Source organism: Streptomyces subrutilus (assembly GCF_001746425.1).
Lineage (GTDB): Bacteria > Actinomycetota > Actinomycetes > Streptomycetales > Streptomycetaceae > Streptomyces > Streptomyces subrutilus_A.
Genome location: NZ_MEHK01000001.1, coordinates 3,664,571 through 3,679,782 on the forward strand (window position 1 = coordinate 3,664,571; position 15,212 = coordinate 3,679,782).

At 73.4% G+C, this 15,212-nt stretch carries 16 protein-coding genes; 10 read left to right on the top strand and 6 right to left on the bottom strand.

The window, feature by feature from the left end; all coding sequences use genetic code 11:
• Complete coding sequence (gene dhaK / locus BGK67_RS17435) at positions 1-1,005, bottom strand: dihydroxyacetone kinase subunit DhaK (protein WP_069920957.1); 1,005 nt, start codon at positions 1,003-1,005, stop codon at positions 1-3.
• Between the two features lie 304 nt (positions 1,006-1,309).
• Between dhaK and BGK67_RS17440 the strand changes: the two genes are divergently transcribed.
• From BGK67_RS17440 to BGK67_RS17465, 6 genes are all read left to right on the top strand, one after another.
• Positions 1,310-2,158 carry an MIP/aquaporin family protein gene (locus tag BGK67_RS17440; RefSeq protein ID WP_069920958.1) on the top strand — a complete coding sequence of 283 codons (849 nt, stop codon included), beginning with the start codon at positions 1,310-1,312 and terminating at the stop codon, positions 2,156-2,158.
• An 83-nt stretch (positions 2,159-2,241) separates the two neighbouring features.
• Entirely contained in the window at positions 2,242-3,759 is a 1,518-nt protein-coding gene (glpK, locus tag BGK67_RS17445) for a glycerol kinase GlpK (RefSeq protein WP_069920959.1), read from the top strand.
• A gap of 37 nt (positions 3,760-3,796) precedes the next feature.
• On the top strand, positions 3,797-5,509 hold the full coding sequence (locus BGK67_RS17450; RefSeq protein WP_069920960.1) for a glycerol-3-phosphate dehydrogenase/oxidase: 1,713 nt from the start codon (positions 3,797-3,799) through the stop codon (positions 5,507-5,509).
• A 126-nt stretch (positions 5,510-5,635) separates the two neighbouring features.
• Positions 5,636-6,580, top strand: coding sequence for an RNA polymerase sigma factor SigJ (sigJ, locus tag BGK67_RS17455; protein ID WP_069920961.1), 945 nt, complete (start codon positions 5,636-5,638; stop codon positions 6,578-6,580).
• A 112-nt stretch (positions 6,581-6,692) separates the two neighbouring features.
• Positions 6,693-7,895: an NAD(P)/FAD-dependent oxidoreductase gene (locus tag BGK67_RS17460; RefSeq protein WP_069920962.1), complete on the top strand. Its 1,203-nt coding sequence runs from the start codon at positions 6,693-6,695 to the stop codon at positions 7,893-7,895.
• Between the two features lie 180 nt (positions 7,896-8,075).
• Positions 8,076-8,276 carry a hypothetical protein gene (locus BGK67_RS17465; protein ID WP_069920963.1) on the top strand — a complete coding sequence of 67 codons (201 nt, stop codon included), beginning with the start codon at positions 8,076-8,078 and terminating at the stop codon, positions 8,274-8,276.
• Positions 8,277-8,402: 126 nt separating this feature from the next.
• Here BGK67_RS17465 and BGK67_RS17470 read toward each other — a convergent pair whose 3' ends face one another.
• Positions 8,403-9,020 (bottom strand): TetR/AcrR family transcriptional regulator, encoded by a 618-nt coding sequence (locus BGK67_RS17470; protein WP_069920964.1) that lies wholly within the window; start codon positions 9,018-9,020, stop codon positions 8,403-8,405.
• A 133-nt stretch (positions 9,021-9,153) separates the two neighbouring features.
• Here BGK67_RS17470 and BGK67_RS17475 point away from each other — a divergent pair, with 133 nt between their 5' ends.
• The gene (locus tag BGK67_RS17475; protein WP_069920965.1) at positions 9,154-10,089 is read left to right on the top strand and encodes an alpha/beta fold hydrolase; all 936 of its coding nucleotides are present in this window, start codon (positions 9,154-9,156) and stop codon (positions 10,087-10,089) included.
• 42 nt (positions 10,090-10,131) lie between these two features.
• On the opposite strand, the gene BGK67_RS17480 is transcribed toward BGK67_RS17475, so the two are convergent.
• Positions 10,132-10,785, bottom strand: a complete 654-nt coding sequence (locus BGK67_RS17480; RefSeq protein ID WP_069920966.1) for an HhH-GDP family DNA glycosylase — start codon at positions 10,783-10,785, stop codon at positions 10,132-10,134.
• Between the two features lie 10 nt (positions 10,786-10,795).
• Entirely contained in the window at positions 10,796-11,095 is a 300-nt protein-coding gene (locus tag BGK67_RS17485) for a hypothetical protein (RefSeq protein ID WP_069920967.1), read from the bottom strand.
• 85 nt (positions 11,096-11,180) lie between these two features.
• Between BGK67_RS17485 and BGK67_RS17490 the strand changes: the two genes are divergently transcribed.
• Positions 11,181-11,921, top strand: coding sequence for a PP2C family protein-serine/threonine phosphatase (locus tag BGK67_RS17490; RefSeq protein WP_069920968.1), 741 nt, complete (start codon positions 11,181-11,183; stop codon positions 11,919-11,921).
• A 30-nt stretch (positions 11,922-11,951) separates the two neighbouring features.
• Here the strand turns inward: BGK67_RS17490 and BGK67_RS17495 are convergent, their stop codons facing one another.
• Positions 11,952-12,479: a SixA phosphatase family protein gene (locus BGK67_RS17495; protein WP_069920969.1), complete on the bottom strand. Its 528-nt coding sequence runs from the start codon at positions 12,477-12,479 to the stop codon at positions 11,952-11,954.
• Positions 12,480-12,486: 7 nt separating this feature from the next.
• On the bottom strand, positions 12,487-12,762 hold the full coding sequence (locus tag BGK67_RS17500) for an isoamylase early set domain-containing protein (protein WP_069920970.1): 276 nt from the start codon (positions 12,760-12,762) through the stop codon (positions 12,487-12,489).
• A gap of 273 nt (positions 12,763-13,035) precedes the next feature.
• On the opposite strand from BGK67_RS17500, the gene BGK67_RS17505 reads away from it, so the two are divergent.
• Positions 13,036-13,575 carry a potassium channel family protein gene (locus BGK67_RS17505; protein WP_069920971.1) on the top strand — a complete coding sequence of 180 codons (540 nt, stop codon included), beginning with the start codon at positions 13,036-13,038 and terminating at the stop codon, positions 13,573-13,575.
• On the top strand, positions 13,572-14,960 hold the full coding sequence (locus BGK67_RS17510) for a chloride channel protein (protein WP_079154243.1): 1,389 nt from the start codon (positions 13,572-13,574) through the stop codon (positions 14,958-14,960). Before BGK67_RS17505 ends, BGK67_RS17510 begins: the two co-directional genes overlap by 4 nt.
• Positions 14,961-15,212 lie beyond the last annotated feature (252 nt).

Here is a 15,212-nt window from a genome sequence, read left to right on the forward strand (position 1 = left end):
TCAGCGGCCCCAGCGCAGCGCTGCCGTCTGCACCGGCGCGTCCCACAGCCGCAGCATTTCCTCGTCGGCCCGGCACAACGTCACCGAGCACCCCGCCATGTCCAGCGAGGTGACGTAGTTCCCCACGAGGGTCCGGGCCACCGCAACGCTCCGAGCCGCCAACACCCGGGCCACCTCCGCGTGGAATCCGTACAGCTCCAGCAGCGGCGTCGCGCCCATCCCGTTCACCAGGACCAGCACCGGCCCGTCGACCGGGGCCGCGTTCGCCATGTCGTCCAGCACGGTACCCACCGCGACCTCCGCGATCTCCCCCGCCGGCATCATCGGGCGCCGCTCCCGGCCCGGCTCCCCGTGGATCCCGATACCCAGCTCCAGCTCCCCGTCGGGGAGGTCGAAGGTGGGGCTGCCCTTGGCGGGCGTGGTGCAGGCGCTCAGCGCCACGCCGAAGCTGCGCGAGGCCTCGTTGACCCGCCGGGCGACCGCGGCGACCCGCTCCAGCGGCGCGCCCTCCTCGGCCGCCGCCCCGGCGATCTTCTCCACGAAGAGCGTGGCCCCGGTGCCGCGACGCCCGGCCGTGTACAGGCTGTCGGTCACGGCGACGTCGTCGTCGACCAGCACCCGCTCGACCCGGATGCCGTCCTCCTCGGCGAGCTCGGCGGCCATGTCGAAGTTCAGTACGTCGCCGGTGTAGTTCTTGACGACGAACAGCACCCCCTGGCCGGAGTCCACGGCCTTGGCCGCCCGCACCATCTGGTCGGGCACGGGGGAAGTGAACACCTCGCCCGGACAGGCGGCGGACAGCATCCCGTATCCGACGAACCCGGCGTGCAGGGGCTCGTGTCCGGAGCCGCCACCGGACACGAGACCGACCCGCCCGCCCTGCCGCGCGTCCCGCCGTACGACGACCCGGGTCTCGGCGTCCACGTCCAGTTCCGGGTGGGCCGCGGCCAGCCCCCGCAGGGCGTCCGCGACCACGGTCTGGGGACTGTTGATCAGCATCTTCATCGTGTGCCTCCCAGTCGGATCCGACGGGTGAGCGTCCGACGCCGTCACGGAGCACCGATCACCGCGCGCCGGGCAGGCGCGTCAGCGAGGCACGCCATACGAACAGTGTGCTGCCACGCCGAAGGCATCCGCGAGAACGCGGGCGACCGCCTCGCCGAAGGAGGCGGGGAACTTTAAGCCGGCACCGGCCTGTGCGCGACCGGACAGCCCTCGCCTTTCCGGTACGGGCGACCCGTCTTACGCTGAACCGGGGGGCTCGGGGCAGTCGAATGCCGGTCTTCAAACCGGCGGGAAGCGGGCACCCATGAAGGAGCGCCTCAAAGCACATGGGCTGGTCGGCGAACTGTCGGCCGAATTCGCCGGCACCATGATCCTCATCCTCTTCGGCTGTGGTGTCGTGGCCCAGGTGGTCGCCGGCGGAGCGTTGACGGACCCCGCGGGCGGGCTCGGAAACCACGACAGCATCGCCTGGGCCTGGGGTCTCGGCGTGACCCTGGGCGTCTACGTCGCGGCAAGGCTGAGCGGCGCCCACATCAATCCCGCGGTGACCCTCGCCCTGGCGGCGTTCAAGGGCTTCCCGTGGAGCAAGGTGGCTCCCTACGCGCTGGCCCAGACCGCCGGAGCCTTCGTTGCCGCCCTGATCGTCCGCTGGAACTACAGCGAGGCGCTGGCCAAGGCCGACCCCGGCCACACCATCAAGACGCAGGGTGTCTTCTCCACGCTCCCGGCCAACGGAAACGCAAACCTGCCGGTGACCGAGTGGGGCGCACTGCGCGACCAGATCATCGGCACCGCGCTCCTGCTCCTCCTGGTCCTCGCGGTCACGGATCTGCTCAACACGCCTCCGGGTGCCAACCTCGCCCCGTTCATCGTCGGCCTGATCGTCGTGGCGATCGGCATGGCCTGGGGCACCAACGCCGGGTACGCCATCAACCCCGCCCGTGACCTCGGCCCCCGGCTCGCCAGCTTCCTCACCGGCTACGGCGGGGCCTGGCGGGATCAGTACGGGCACTTCTACTTCTGGGTGCCGATCATCGGCCCGCTGATCGGCGGTCTGCTGGGCGCCGGTCTCTACAAGTTCTTCATCGGCAGGTTCCTGCCGACCGCCGAACCGGAACCCCCCGGCCGCGTCCCGTCACCGGACGAGAGCTGACCCGACCCGGGGCGGGCGCACACCGCACGTCCCGTACCCCGCACGACAGCCCCACACGGCATCCCAAGAGAAGGCGGCACCCCATGGCTGACTTCGTCGGCGCAGTGGACCAGGGGACCACGAGCACCCGTTTCATGATCTTCGACCACGCCGGCAACGAGGTGGCGCGGCACCAGCTGGAGCACTCCCAGATCCTCCCGCGCTCGGGGTGGGTCGAACACGACCCGGTGGAGATCTGGGAACGCACGAACTCGGTGATCCAGAACGCCCTCCGGCACGGCAACCTCGACGCCTCCGACCTGGCGGCCGTCGGCATCACCAACCAGCGCGAGACGACCGTCGTCTGGGACCCCCGCACCGGACGCCCGTACTACAACGCCATCGTCTGGCAGGACACCCGTACCGACTCCATCGCCGCCGCACTGGAGCGCGGCGGGCAAGGCGAAGTCATCCGCCGCAAAGCGGGACTGCCACCGGCCACCTACTTCTCCGGCGGCAAGATCCAATGGATCCTGGAGAACGTCGACGGTGTGCGGGAGGCCGCCGAGCAGGGCCACGCCCTCTTCGGCAACACCGACTGCTGGGTGCTGTGGAACCTCACCGGCGGACCCGACGGCGGCGTCCACGCCACCGACGTCACCAACGCCAGCCGCACCATGCTCATGGACCTGGAGACCCTCGACTGGGACGACGAACTACTCGGCTTCTTCGGCGTACCCCGGGCCATGCTGCCCACCATCAACCCGTCCTCCCACCCCGAGGCGTACGGACAGACCCGCACCTCCCGGCCGCTGCGCGAGGCCATCCCCATCACCGGTGTCCTCGGCGACCAGCAGGCGGCCACCGTCGGGCAGGTCTGCTACGCGCCCGGCGAGGCGAAGAACACGTACGGAACCGGCAACTTCCTGGTGCTCAACACCGGAACGGAACTGGTCCGCTCGCAGCACGGCCTCCTGACCACCGTGGCGTACCAGTTCGGCGACAGCCCCGCGATCTACGCCCTCGAAGGATCCATCGCGGTCACCGGATCCGCCGTGCAATGGCTGCGCGACCAGCTGAAGATCATCGGCAACGCCGCCGAGAGCGAGCGCCTGGCGAGCACCGTCGAGGACAGCGGCGGCATCTACTTCGTGCCCGCCTTCTCCGGCCTGTTCGCCCCGTACTGGCGCTCCGACGCCCGCGGCGCGATCGTCGGTCTGGCCCGCTACCACGACAACGGACACCTGGCGCGGGCCACCCTGGAGGCCATCTGCTACCAGTCCCGCGACGTGGTGGAAGCCATGGAGCAGGACTCCGGCGTCCACCTCGACGTGCTCAAGGTCGACGGCGGAGTCACGGCCAACGACCTCTGCATGCAGACGCAGGCCGATGTCCTCGGCGTACCGGTGAGCCGTCCCGTCGTCGCCGAGACGACCGCGCTCGGCGCCGCCTACGCGGCCGGGCTCGCCACCGGCTTCTGGCGGGACACCGACGAACTGCGCACCCACTGGCAGGAGTCCAAGCGCTGGGACCCCCAGTGGTCCGAGGAACGGCGCGCGGAAGGGTACGAGGGCTGGAAGCGGGCGGTGGAGCGCACGCTCGACTGGGCCAAGGTCGAATAGGTTCCGGCCGCGCGCCCGCAGCACTGAGGAGCAGACCATGGTCGATCCGGTGGCCCTCTCACCCCAGGCCCGCACACAGGCCCTCGCGGGCATGGGACGGGGCGAGCTCGACGTCCTCGTCGTGGGCGGCGGCGTCGTCGGCAGCGGGGCCGCCCTGGACGCCGCCACCCGGGGCCTGAGCGTCGGACTCGTCGAAGCCCGCGACTGGGCCTCGGGTACGTCCAGCCGCTCCAGCAAACTCATCCACGGCGGCCTGCGCTACCTGGAGATGCTCGACTTCCGCCTCGTCTCCGAAGCACTCAAGGAACGGGGCCTCCTGCTCCGGTTCCTCGCCCCCCACCTGGTGCGTCCGGTGCCGTTCCTCTACCCCCTGCGACACCGCGTCACGGAGCGCCCGTACGTCGGCAGCGGCGTGCTGCTGTACGACGCGATGGCCCGGGCCTCAGGCACCTCCGGGGGCCTGCCCCGCCACCGCCACCTGAGCAGGCGCCGGGCGCTGCGCGAGGCGCCTGCCCTGCGCTCCGACGCCCTGGTGGGCGCCGTCCAGTACTGGGACGCCCAGGTCGACGACGCCCGGCACACCCTGTTCCTCGCCCGTACGGCCGCCTCGTACGGGGCACTGACCGCCAACCGCACGCGCGTCAGCCGTTTCCTGCACCAGGGCGAGCGGGTGGTCGGCGCCGTCGTCACGGACCTGGAGACCGGCGACGAGACGGAGGTGCGCGCCAAGCAGGTCGTCAATGCGACCGGGGTGTGGACGGACGACACCCAGGCCATGGCCGGCACCCGCGGCCAGTTCCACGTCCGCGCCTCCAAGGGGGTCCACCTGCTCGTCCCCCGTGACCGCATCAACTCCCGCACCGGTCTGATCCTGCGCACCGAGAAGAGCGTGCTCTTCGTCATCCCCTGGGGCCGGCATTGGATCATCGGGACCACCGACACCGACTGGACGCTCGACAAGGCCCACCCCGCCCTTAGCTCCAAGGACGTCGCCTACCTGCTGGAACACGTCAACAGCGCCCTGGCCACTCCCCTGGTCCCCGAGGACGTCGAGGGCGTCTACGCCGGCCTGCGCCCCCTGCTGTCCGGAGAGGCGGCGGAGACCAGCAAGCTGTCCCGGGAGCACCTCGTCGCCCATCCTGTGCCCGGCCTCGTCGTGGTGGCGGGCGGCAAGTACACCACGTACCGGGTGATGGCCAAGGACGCGGTCGACGAGGCCGCCCGCGCCCTGGACGAGAAGGTCCCCGACTGCGTCACGCACCGCGTTCCGCTGCTGGGCGCCGACGGATACCCGGCGCTGTGGAACTCGCGGCACCGGCTGGCCGAGCGCTCCGGGCTCCATGTCGCCCGCATCGAGCACCTCCTGAACCGCTACGGCTCCCTGGCGCCCGAACTGCTCGCCCTGGTGGCGGCCGACCCCGCGCTCGGCGAGGCACTGCCGAGCTCCGACGACTACCTGGCGGTCGAGGCCGTGTACGCGGTGACCCACGAGGGAGCCCGCCACCTGGAGGACGTCCTCGCCCGGCGCACCCGGATCTCCATCGAGTCCTGGGACCGCGGGGTGGACGCGGCGCCGGCCGTGGCCCGGCTGATGGCGCCCCACCTGGGATGGGACCGGGCGCACCAGGACCGCGAGGTCGACCACTACCTGCAACGCGTGGCCGCCGAGCGCGAGGCCCAGCAGCAGCCGGACGACCGGACCGCCGACGCGGTGCGGCTCGGCGCCCCGGACATCATCCCGGTGAACTGAAACGGCCGCACGCGGGGGAGGGAAGGGTGGCTCCACCCCGGCGGACGACGGCCGCACGCGCCGGGGTGGACGTCTGGCGCACGGCAGTTGACCGCGCGCGGGTCGGGGGCGCCTAGGATCGCGGGTATGGCGCTGATCGTGAGTGACGTGGACCGGTTCGAGAGTGCCAGGCCGCGGCTGGAGGCCATTGCCTACCGGCTGCTCGGTTCGGCGAGCGAGGCGGAGGATGCCGTGCAGGAAACGTTCCTGCGCTGGCAGGCGGCCGACGTCGCGCGGATCGGGGTGCCCGAGGCCTGGCTGACGAAGGTGCTCACCAACTGGTGTCTGAACGCGCTCACTTCGGCACGTGCGCGGCGCGAGACGTACGTGGGGCGGTGGCTGCCCGAGCCGCTGCTCGCCGGGGACCCGATGCTCGGCCCGGCGGACACCGCAGAGCAGCGGGAGTCGGTGTCGTACGCCGTGCTCGTCCTGCTGGAGCGCCTGTCGCCGGGCGAGCGGGCCGTGTACGTGCTGCGCGAGGCCTTCGAATATCCGCACCGGGAGATCGCCGAGATCCTGGAGATCACCGAGGCCGCCAGCCAGCAGATCTACCACCGGGCCAAGAAGCACATCGCGGACGGCAAGGCGCGCACCGAGATCGACGAGGCCGCCGCCCGCAGGATCGTCGAGGAGTTCCTGGCGGCGGCGACCAGCGGCCGTACCGAACCCCTCGTACGCCTGCTGACCCAGGACGCCGTCTCGGTCGGCGACGGCGGCGGGAAGGTCCCGGCCCGCGCGAAGGCGTTCGAGGGGGCGCGCGCGGTCGCCACGTTCCTGCGCGGCCTGTTCAAGCCCAGTGCGGCCAAGCGGGCCCATGTCGGCGGGGCGCCCGACATCTACGCCACGACCGCGAACGGCGGGCCGGCCATCTTGGCGGTCGTGGACGGCCGGGTCGTCGGGATCACCTGCCTGGAGGTCACCGCGGAGGGCATCGCCGCGATCCGCAGCCAGGTCAACCCCGACAAGCTCGTCCGCGCGACCGAGCGGTGGGCCGCCACGTCGGGCGGGCAGGCCCCGCTCCACACCCTCTGAGCAGGTGTGGCGCAGGTCACACTCCGATCCTGTCAGGGAACGGGGGGCTGTCCGGTTCAAGAGGCGAAACCACGCCGGACCACGGCAGCCCCGCCCAGACAGGAGCACGGACATGCAGCACCGCATCGTCGTCCTCGGAGCCGGATACACCGGTGCCATCGCCGCCGGCCGCCTCGCCAGGCAGCTGCACCGCGAGGACGTCGCCATCACCCTCGTCAACCCCGAGCCCGACTTCGTCGAGCGCGTCCGGCTGCACCAGATCGCGGTCGGCCAGGACCTCAGGCCCCAGCCGTTCGCCGAGATGTTCGCGGGTACGGGCGTGCGGCTGAAGCTCGGAGCGGTCACCGCCGTGGACGTGGACCGCAGGACGGTGACGGTCGCCGCCGCGAACGGCCCCGCGAGGGAGCGGTTGGAGTACGACACCCTCGTCTACGCGCTCGGCAGCGGCTGGGACGACGGGGGCGTCCCCGGCACGGCCGAGCACGCCCACGAGGTCTCCAGCCGCCCCGGCGCGCTGCGGCTCCGCGATCGGCTGGCCGCCCTGGGCGCCGGTGCGCCCGTGGTGGTGGTCGGCGGCGGGCTGACCGGCCTGGAGGCCGCGACCGAGATCGCCGAGGCCCGCCCGGACCTCGACGTCGCCCTGGCCGCCCGCGGCGCGCTCGGGGACTGGCTGTCGCCGAAGGGCCGCGCCCACCTGCGGAAGGTGGTGGACGGGCTCGGCATCACGGTCCACGAGCACGCCGCGGTGGACGCCGTGGAGGCGGGCCGCGTGACGACCGCCGACGGCCGGGCCGTTCCCGCCGAGGTCACGGTCTGGACCACCGGCTTCGCCGTCCACCCGATCGCCCGGGCCACCGCCCTGGAGGTCACCGACCGGGGGCAGATCGTGGTCGACGGCACGATGCGCTCGGTCTCCCACCCCGACGTCTACGCCGTGGGCGACGCGGCGATGGCGGCCGGCCCGGGCGACAAGCCCCTGCGCATGTCCTGCGCCTCGGGCGTCCCCATGGCCTGGCAGGCCGCCGACGCCATCGCGGCCCGGCTCACCGGCACCGAGGTCCCGGAGATCTCGATCCGCTACGCCCAGCAGTGCGTCTCCCTCGGCCGCAAGGAGGGCCTGATCCAGTTCGTCACCGCCGACGACCGGGCGGTCGAGAAGGCTCTGACGGGCCGCGTGGCCGCCTTCTACAAGGAGCTGATCTGCAAGGGCGCGGCCTGGGGCGTCGCCCACCCGACGCTGGGCAAGCCGTCCCGGCGCCGCCGGGTCGTACGGCGGGAGACCGGGAGCCGCGCCCGCACGGAGGCGGCGGCCTGAGCGGGGCCGCCCTGACCGGTTCCGGCCCCACCGAGACCGCGCCCGCCCAGCGGCCGGCCGGCCGCGACGGTGGGGCCTCACCCGTGTGCCCCGCCTCGTGGTCGGCGTGATGCGGACCGGTACCGCGCGTGCCAGCGTGATGCGGGACGAATCCCCCACGCACCACGAGGAGCCGCCGTCATGGACGGTAAGAAGGACAAGCACCACGAGCCGGGCGAGGGCCGCGCGGCGCAGACCCACCACCGCCCCGGGGACCCCGCGCACGCCCAGCCGGGCAGGCAGTCCCGCACCCAGGGCCAGAAGGAGGGCCCGAAGGAGACCTCGCGCCGACGCGAGGACGACCTGCTGCGCGAAGAGGACCTGCACGACGAGACGATGTGACGAGACCCCCGCTCGCCCCCGGCCGGACGGGGCCCGCCGGCCCCGCCCGCTCCTGGCCGGCCGCCGGCGGGACCCCCGTCGGCGGCGGCGCCCAATGCGACGAGGCCTGATCACGACGGACGAGCGTCACGCCGGCCGGGCGGGGGCCGTGAAGATCCGGTCGAGGTGGTGGCGGAGCACCGCGACGGCCGACTCCTCGGTCCGCTGGCCCACCAGGATGCCGGTGCCCATGGTCGCCGCCATCGCGAGCAGGCTGATCGCCTCCGTGCGCGCGTCGACGGCCAGGTCGGCCAGGCGGGCCGCCTGAGCCTGTCCGAGCAGGCCGGCCACGGCGTTCTCCGCGGCGTCGGGCTTGTCGATGAAGGGCTGGGCGGCCAGTGCCTCGTCGGTCACGGACAGGATCGCGTAGGAGCTGTACAGGAGGTGGAAGGTGCGGCTCTCCTCGTCGACCGGGAGGGAGGCCAGCAGCAGCGCCTCGATGGTCGCGCGGGGGCCCGGGTCGGGGCCGATCGCGGCGAGGCGGGCGCCGACCCGTGCGGTGAAGCGGTCGGTCAGGTGCCGGAGCCCGTGGAAGAGCAGCTTCTCTTTGGTCTCGAAGTAGTACTGCACGAGCCGGAGCGACACCCCGGCCTCGGCGGCCACGTCGCGCATGCCGACGGCGTGCAGCCCTCGGCGCCCCGCGACCCGGATGAGCGCCTCGGCGATCTGGGCACGCCGTTCCTCGTGGTCCACGCGCTTGGGCATGCGCCGGTGTCTCCGCTCGTCGGTGGTGGTCTCCGGCCCGCAAGCCCGGGCCGCTTTTCATGGTACTGCCGTACCATCATCATGGTACGGTCGTATCACGAAGCGAGAAACGGATCTTCCCGGAGGTGCCCCCGTGCCCGACCACACGACCCGCGCGCGCCGCGACACAGGCCGCTACGTCAGCGACGAACTGCGCGACCGCTACTTCGCCGCCTGCGACGCCGTCTTCGCCCTGGGCGCACCCGCCCGGTACGAGACCGACGTGGAGACCAGCTTCGGCACCACGCACGTCTACCGGTACGGGCCCGCGGACCCGGCGGCCGAGTCCCGCACCCCGATCGTCCTGATCCACGGCTCCGGCGGCTGCTCCGCCCAGTGGTACCCCAACACCCCCGCGCTCAGCGCCGAACGCCCCGTCTACGCCTTCGACACCCCCGGCGACCCCGGGCGCAGCGTCCACCGCGAGCCCATGTGGCAGCCCGAGCGCGCCGCCCAGTGGATGGACGAGACCCTCGACGCCCTCGGTCTGGACCGGGTCCACCTCGTCGGCTCCTCCTACGGGGGCTGGCTGGTCATCAACCAGGTGCACCTGCGACCCGGCCGGCTCGCCTCGGTGACCGCCCTCGACCCCGGCGGCCTGGAGAAGGTGGGTCTGCGCTTCTTCGTCTGGATCTTCGCCAGCCTCTTCGCCACCTTCGCCCCGAAGGCACTGCGCCCCCGCCTGGCCGCCTGGCTCGAGCAACCGGTGCTCGTCGTCCCGGAGCTGCGCAGGTGGATCCGGGCCGGGGTGCGGGCCTTCCGGATCCGCCGCCCGGCCCCGCTGCCGCTGTCCGACGAGGAACTGGGCTCCATCCGCAAGCCGTTCTACCTGATCATGGGCAGGCGCAGCCTGCTGGTCCACCCGCGGCGGCAGCTGGAGCGGGTGCCCCGCCTGATCCCGGGCGCCCGCGCCGAGATCATCGCCGCGACCGGCCACGGACCGCAGATCGACCACCCCGACGTGGTCAACGCCCGGATGCTCGGCTTCATGGAGGACGTCGACTCCCTCGGCCCCGCCCCGGCCCCCTGATCCCCTGAGGCGCCGCCCGAGCGGCCGGTCCGGCAAGGGGGTTCACCGCAGGGTGAGCGGGGCCTCGGATGCGGCGCGGTGCGCACGAAGGGCCAGGTCGGCGCGGACCAGGGCCGCCGCCAGCCGGGGGAGGTCGGCGTCGTCGACGAGGGCGGCCAGCCGCTCCGGCGCGGCCGGCAGGCCCAGGCCCGCGGCGCCGTGGCGGGCCCGGCGGTCGAAGGAGGGGCGCAGTTCGGGCCACAGGCCCTGCGCCTCGCGGCAGAAGATGTCGGCTCCGACCGGGCCGATCCTCGGGATCTCCCGGAGCAGCTCGCGGATCCGCGCCGGATCCCCTGCGGCCTCCTCGCGCAGCCTCCGCAGGTCTCCGCGGTAGCGGTCGAGGACGAACCGGGCCCCGGCCCCGAGCGCGGTGGCCGTGCTCTCGTCGTAGCGGCGGTAGCGGGCCCGGCCCAGCGCGCCCACGAGATCCTGCCGGGAGGCGTCGGCCATGGCCCGCGGGGTGCGCAGGCCGACCGCGAAGAGCTCCCGCGCCGCGGCGACCGCGATGTCGGCCTTGATGCGCACGGCGAACAGGACGCACAGGGTGAGCAGTTGGTAGAGCGGCGCCGGGATGTCCCGGAGCCGGATCCCCGCTTCCTCCGCGTGCGTCCGCCCGTACTCGTCGAGCAGCCGCCGTACGGCCGTGCGCCGGGACATGGCGGCCGTCCTACGGCCCGAGCCGGCTGAAGCCGACCTCGAAGTGCTCGACCGACACGACCCGCTGGCCTTCCCGCCGGGCCGTCTCCTCGCGGATCCGGGCGGCCTGCTCCTCGCTCTCCCGCATGGTCCGCTCGTCGTCCCACAGGGTCAGCGAGGCGGCCTTTCCCGAGGCGCGGTCGACGAGGTAGTAGACGCCGCGGAAGCCGGGCAGGTCCTGAACCTGCCGGACGATCTCCTCCGAATGCGCGGTCAGGTCTCCCCCGGCGGGTACCGGTGATCCCTGGTAGGTGCTCAGCCTCGCGAACATCTGCCGCAGTCCTTTCCTCGGGCCCCTCGACCAGACTGCTCCGGCAGGTCACGCGCCGCATGCCGAGCGGCGCGACAATGGTGGGGTGCCGTACATCGCCGTGACCGCCCTGAGCCATACCGGGCTGGTGCGCGAGCACAACGAGGACAGCCTGGTCATCGGGCCGTGGACGCTGTGCGGGACCGCCACCGAGAGCCCCCAGACGCTCGTGTTCCCGCTCGGCCGGCCGCTCCTCGTCGCGGTCGCCGACGGGCTCGGCGGCCAGCCGGCCGGCGAGGTCGCCAGTGAGCTGGTCGTGCGCGAGCTCTCCCTGCTCGGCCCCTCGCTGGACGGCGGCGAGGCCGTCCGCAACGCCCTGGACGTCTGCAACCGCGCGGTGTACGCGGCCGCCGAGGGCCGGCCCGACCTGACCTCCATGGGAACCACGGTCGCCGGCGCCCTCGTCCTGGACGAGTCGCTGCTGGTCTTCAACGTCGGCGACAGCAAGGTGTTCCGCGCGGCCCCGGAGGGGCTGCGCCAGCTCAGCGTGGACGACAGCCCGCCGCCGGCGCCCGGGCACCGCACCACGTCGGCCGTCACCCAGGTGCTCGGCGGCAGCCGCGGGCAGGACGCCATCACTCCGCACGTGGCGGACGTCCCGCTGTCCACCGGCGACCGCTTCCTGGTGTGCAGCGACGGGCTGACCGACCCGGTGCCCGACGAGACCATCGACGCCCTGCTCCGCGTGCACGACGACGGGAAGGCCGCCTTCGAACTGTGGAAGGCGGCCATCGAGGCCGGCGGCCCGGACAACATCACGCTCGCGCTGGTCCGCATCGGCGAGTGAGACCCGGCCCCGGTCCCGCTCCCCGCCGGCTCAGGGCTTGGCGCCCCGCGGCACCACGAGGCCGGTGAGCCGGGCGTCCCCCGGTGCGAGGGACGCCCAGGGGCCGGGCAGGTCCAGCACCGCGATGGCGGACGTCGGGAACTTCACGGCGGCCTGCTCCAGGGCGGAGGCCTCCCCGCCGCCGGCGAGCAGCAGCACCAGCTCCTGCAGGCCCGGGTTGTGCCCGACCAGCAGCAGCGTCCCCACCCGCGCGGGGGTCTCCCGTACGAGGTCCAGCAGTTCCCCGGCGCTCGCCCCGTAGGCGCGCTCCTCGTACGCCACCGGCGCGGCGAGCCCGGCTTCGGCAGCGACGAGGTCCCAGGTCCGGCGGGTGCGGCGGGCGGGCGAGCACAGGACCCGGTCGGGCACGCAGCCGGCCCCGCGCAGCCAGCGGCCGACGGCCGGCGCGTCGCGCAGACCGCGCGGGCCGAGCGGGCGCTCGGCGTCGGGCACGTCCGGCGGCCAGGCGGACTTGGCATGCCGCAGGACAACCAGCCGCCGGACCGTGCCCGATGTCATGGCTGCCTCACGTGTGCAGGCGGCTGTTGGGGCCGTCCCGGTCGCCGGCGCTGTCGTCATTGAACCAGTAGTCCCCCGCGGCCAGATAGCGGAAGGAGTGCGCGCTCTCGGACGGCAGCTCGACCGTCACGGCCCGCTTGCCGTCCTTGCGCGGCTTGAGGGTGTGCGCGCCGGGCTGCCAGTCGTTGAAGTCGCCGACCACGCTCACCGGCCCGGGCGGCGTGTCCGCCGGGAGGACGAAGGTGACCTCGGTGCGGTCCTTGCGCAGCTTGCGCTCCAGCATGGAAACAGCTCCTGACTGCGGAGGCGGTTGGGATGGCGCCCATCCTCGGGGCCGGGCGGGCGGGCCGCGTGCCGACGCCTCCGCGCGCGCCGAGGGATCACCCGTCCACCACGGTGCGCGACACGGTGGGCCCAACCGGCGGGCCGCTCCCGGGCGGCCGCGGTCGCCCCGCCCGCCTCGGACCCGGCGGTCGAGGAGGCCTCCGTCCGCCGCATCGGCGCGTCCCGAATCGCTCCGGTCGCGGGATGGGCTCCGGACCGTTCTCCTGAAGCCATGGAAGGCAACGCCGCCCGGCGCCGCCGACGCGTCCTGGCCGGTCACGCGCTCCGGTCCGTGGTCTGGGCGGTCCTGATCACGGCGCTGTTCTACTTGGCTCCCCTGGACCGCGGGTTCGGTGTGCTCACCGTCGTCACGCTCGTGGCCGGGCTGGGTCTGTTCGGTTGGCTGGTCGCCTGGCAGGTCCGGGCCATCACCCGTGCGGAGTATCCCCGGCTGCGGGCGATGGAGGCACTGGCCACCGCCTTGCCGCTGTTCGTGGTGCTGTTCTGCGTCACGTACTTCCTGCTCTCCCAGGAGGTGCCGGAGTCGTTCTCGGAGCCGCTGAACCGGACCGACACGCTCTACTTCACGGTCACCGTGTTCGCCACCGTGGGATTCGGGGACATCGCGCCCGTCACCGAGCTCAGCCGCGCGCTGACGACCGTCCAGATGGTCGCCGATCTGATCGTGGTGGGCGTGATCGCCAAGGTGCTCTTCGGCGCGGTACGGATCGGGGTGCGCAGGCGGGAGACCGCGGAAGGGAGTGACCCATGACGGAGTCGCGCTCCGGCGGAACCGGGAAGGGGAACGGGAGCGGGAACGGGAAGGACGGCGGGACCGGCCGTGGAAACGGGAACGGGAGCAAGAACGCCCCGCAGGAGCCTGACGTCCTGCGCCACCTGCTGCGCAGCCCCGGCTATCCGAAGCTGCTTCTCTTCTGCGCGCTCATCGGCATACCGGTGTCCCTCGCCGCCTTCTGGTTCCTCGTCGGCCTCCACGAGCTGGAGCACGTGCTGTGGGCCGCCCTCCCGCGGGCCCTGGGCCACGACGGCCCGCCCTGGTGGTGGCCGCTCCCCCTGCTGCTCGTCTCGGGCGTCCTGGTCGGCCTGGCCGTCACCCACCTGCCCGGCCACGGCGGCCACGTGCCCGCCGCCGGCATGCAGGTGGGCGGCTCCTCGCCGGCCGCGCTGCCCGGGGTCCTGCTCGCCGCGGCGGCCAGCTTGCCGCTCGGTGCCGTCCTGGGTCCGGAGGCACCGCTGATCGCCCTGGGCGGCGGGCTGGCCCTGCTGTTCCGCGACCTCGCGCAGGCCCCGGCGACTCCGCAGAACACCGCGCTGCTGGGCGCGGCCGGGGCGGCGGCGGCCATCGCCGCGATCTTCGGCAATCCGGTGGTCGCCGCGGTGCTGCTGATCGAGGTGGCGGGGGTGGGCGGGCCGCAGCTCTTCGCGGTCATGCTGCCCGCCCTGCTGTCCAGCGGGGTCGGGTCCCTGGTATTCACGGGCCTGGGGCGCTGGACCGGGCTCGGGACGGGCGAACTGTCCCTGAAGCTGTCCGCCCCGCTGCCCCGCCTGGATGTGGCGGACGTCCTGTGGTCGCTGGCCGTGGCGGTGGCCGTGGCGGCCGCGCTGCACCCCGTACGGGCCGGGGCCCGGGCGGTCGCCGCGTACGTCGCGGAACGGCCCCTCGTGCGGACCGTGCCGTTCGCCCTGGGCGCCGGGGTCTGCGCCGCCGTGTACGCGCTGGCCACCGGACGGTCCTCCGGCGAGGTCGCGTCCTCCGGCCAGGCCGCGCTCTCCGCGCTCGCCGCCGACCCGCAGGCGTGGGGGGTCGGCGCGCTGCTCGCCGTCCTGGCCTTCAAGGGCGCCGCCTACACGCTGTGCCTCGGCACCCTGCGCGGCGGCCCGGTCTTCCCGGCGCTGTTCCTCGGAGCCGCCGCGGGCGTGCTCCTCGCGCCCCTGCCGGGCCTGGGCGTCGTCCCCGCGATGGCGGCGGGCATGGCGGCGGCCACGGCCGCCACCCTGCGGCTGCCGGTCAGCAGCGTGGTGCTGGTGGTCCTGATCCTCGGCAGTACCGCCATGATGCCCGTGGTGATCCTGGCGGCCGTGGTCGCCTTCGTGGTCACCGAACTGCTGCCGCCCGGGCGGCCGGTGGCCGCGTGAGCCGCGGGAGTCTCCTCGCGCACGGCGCCGTAGGCGTCCTCGACCTGGCGGCGCGACCGAACGCCGCGCCGATACGGAGCACGCACGGGATTACTCCATCCGGCGCATCTCGGCGAGACCGGCGCCTTCGCCGGGCGCCCCGTACCCACCCGGACCCGAGAATTTCACTTATATTAATTTCACGGACGAAATTTCGTTTAGGCAGGCCCGAAAGGGGAATGACGCCCTGCTCAGGCACCCCTGTGCTACGGT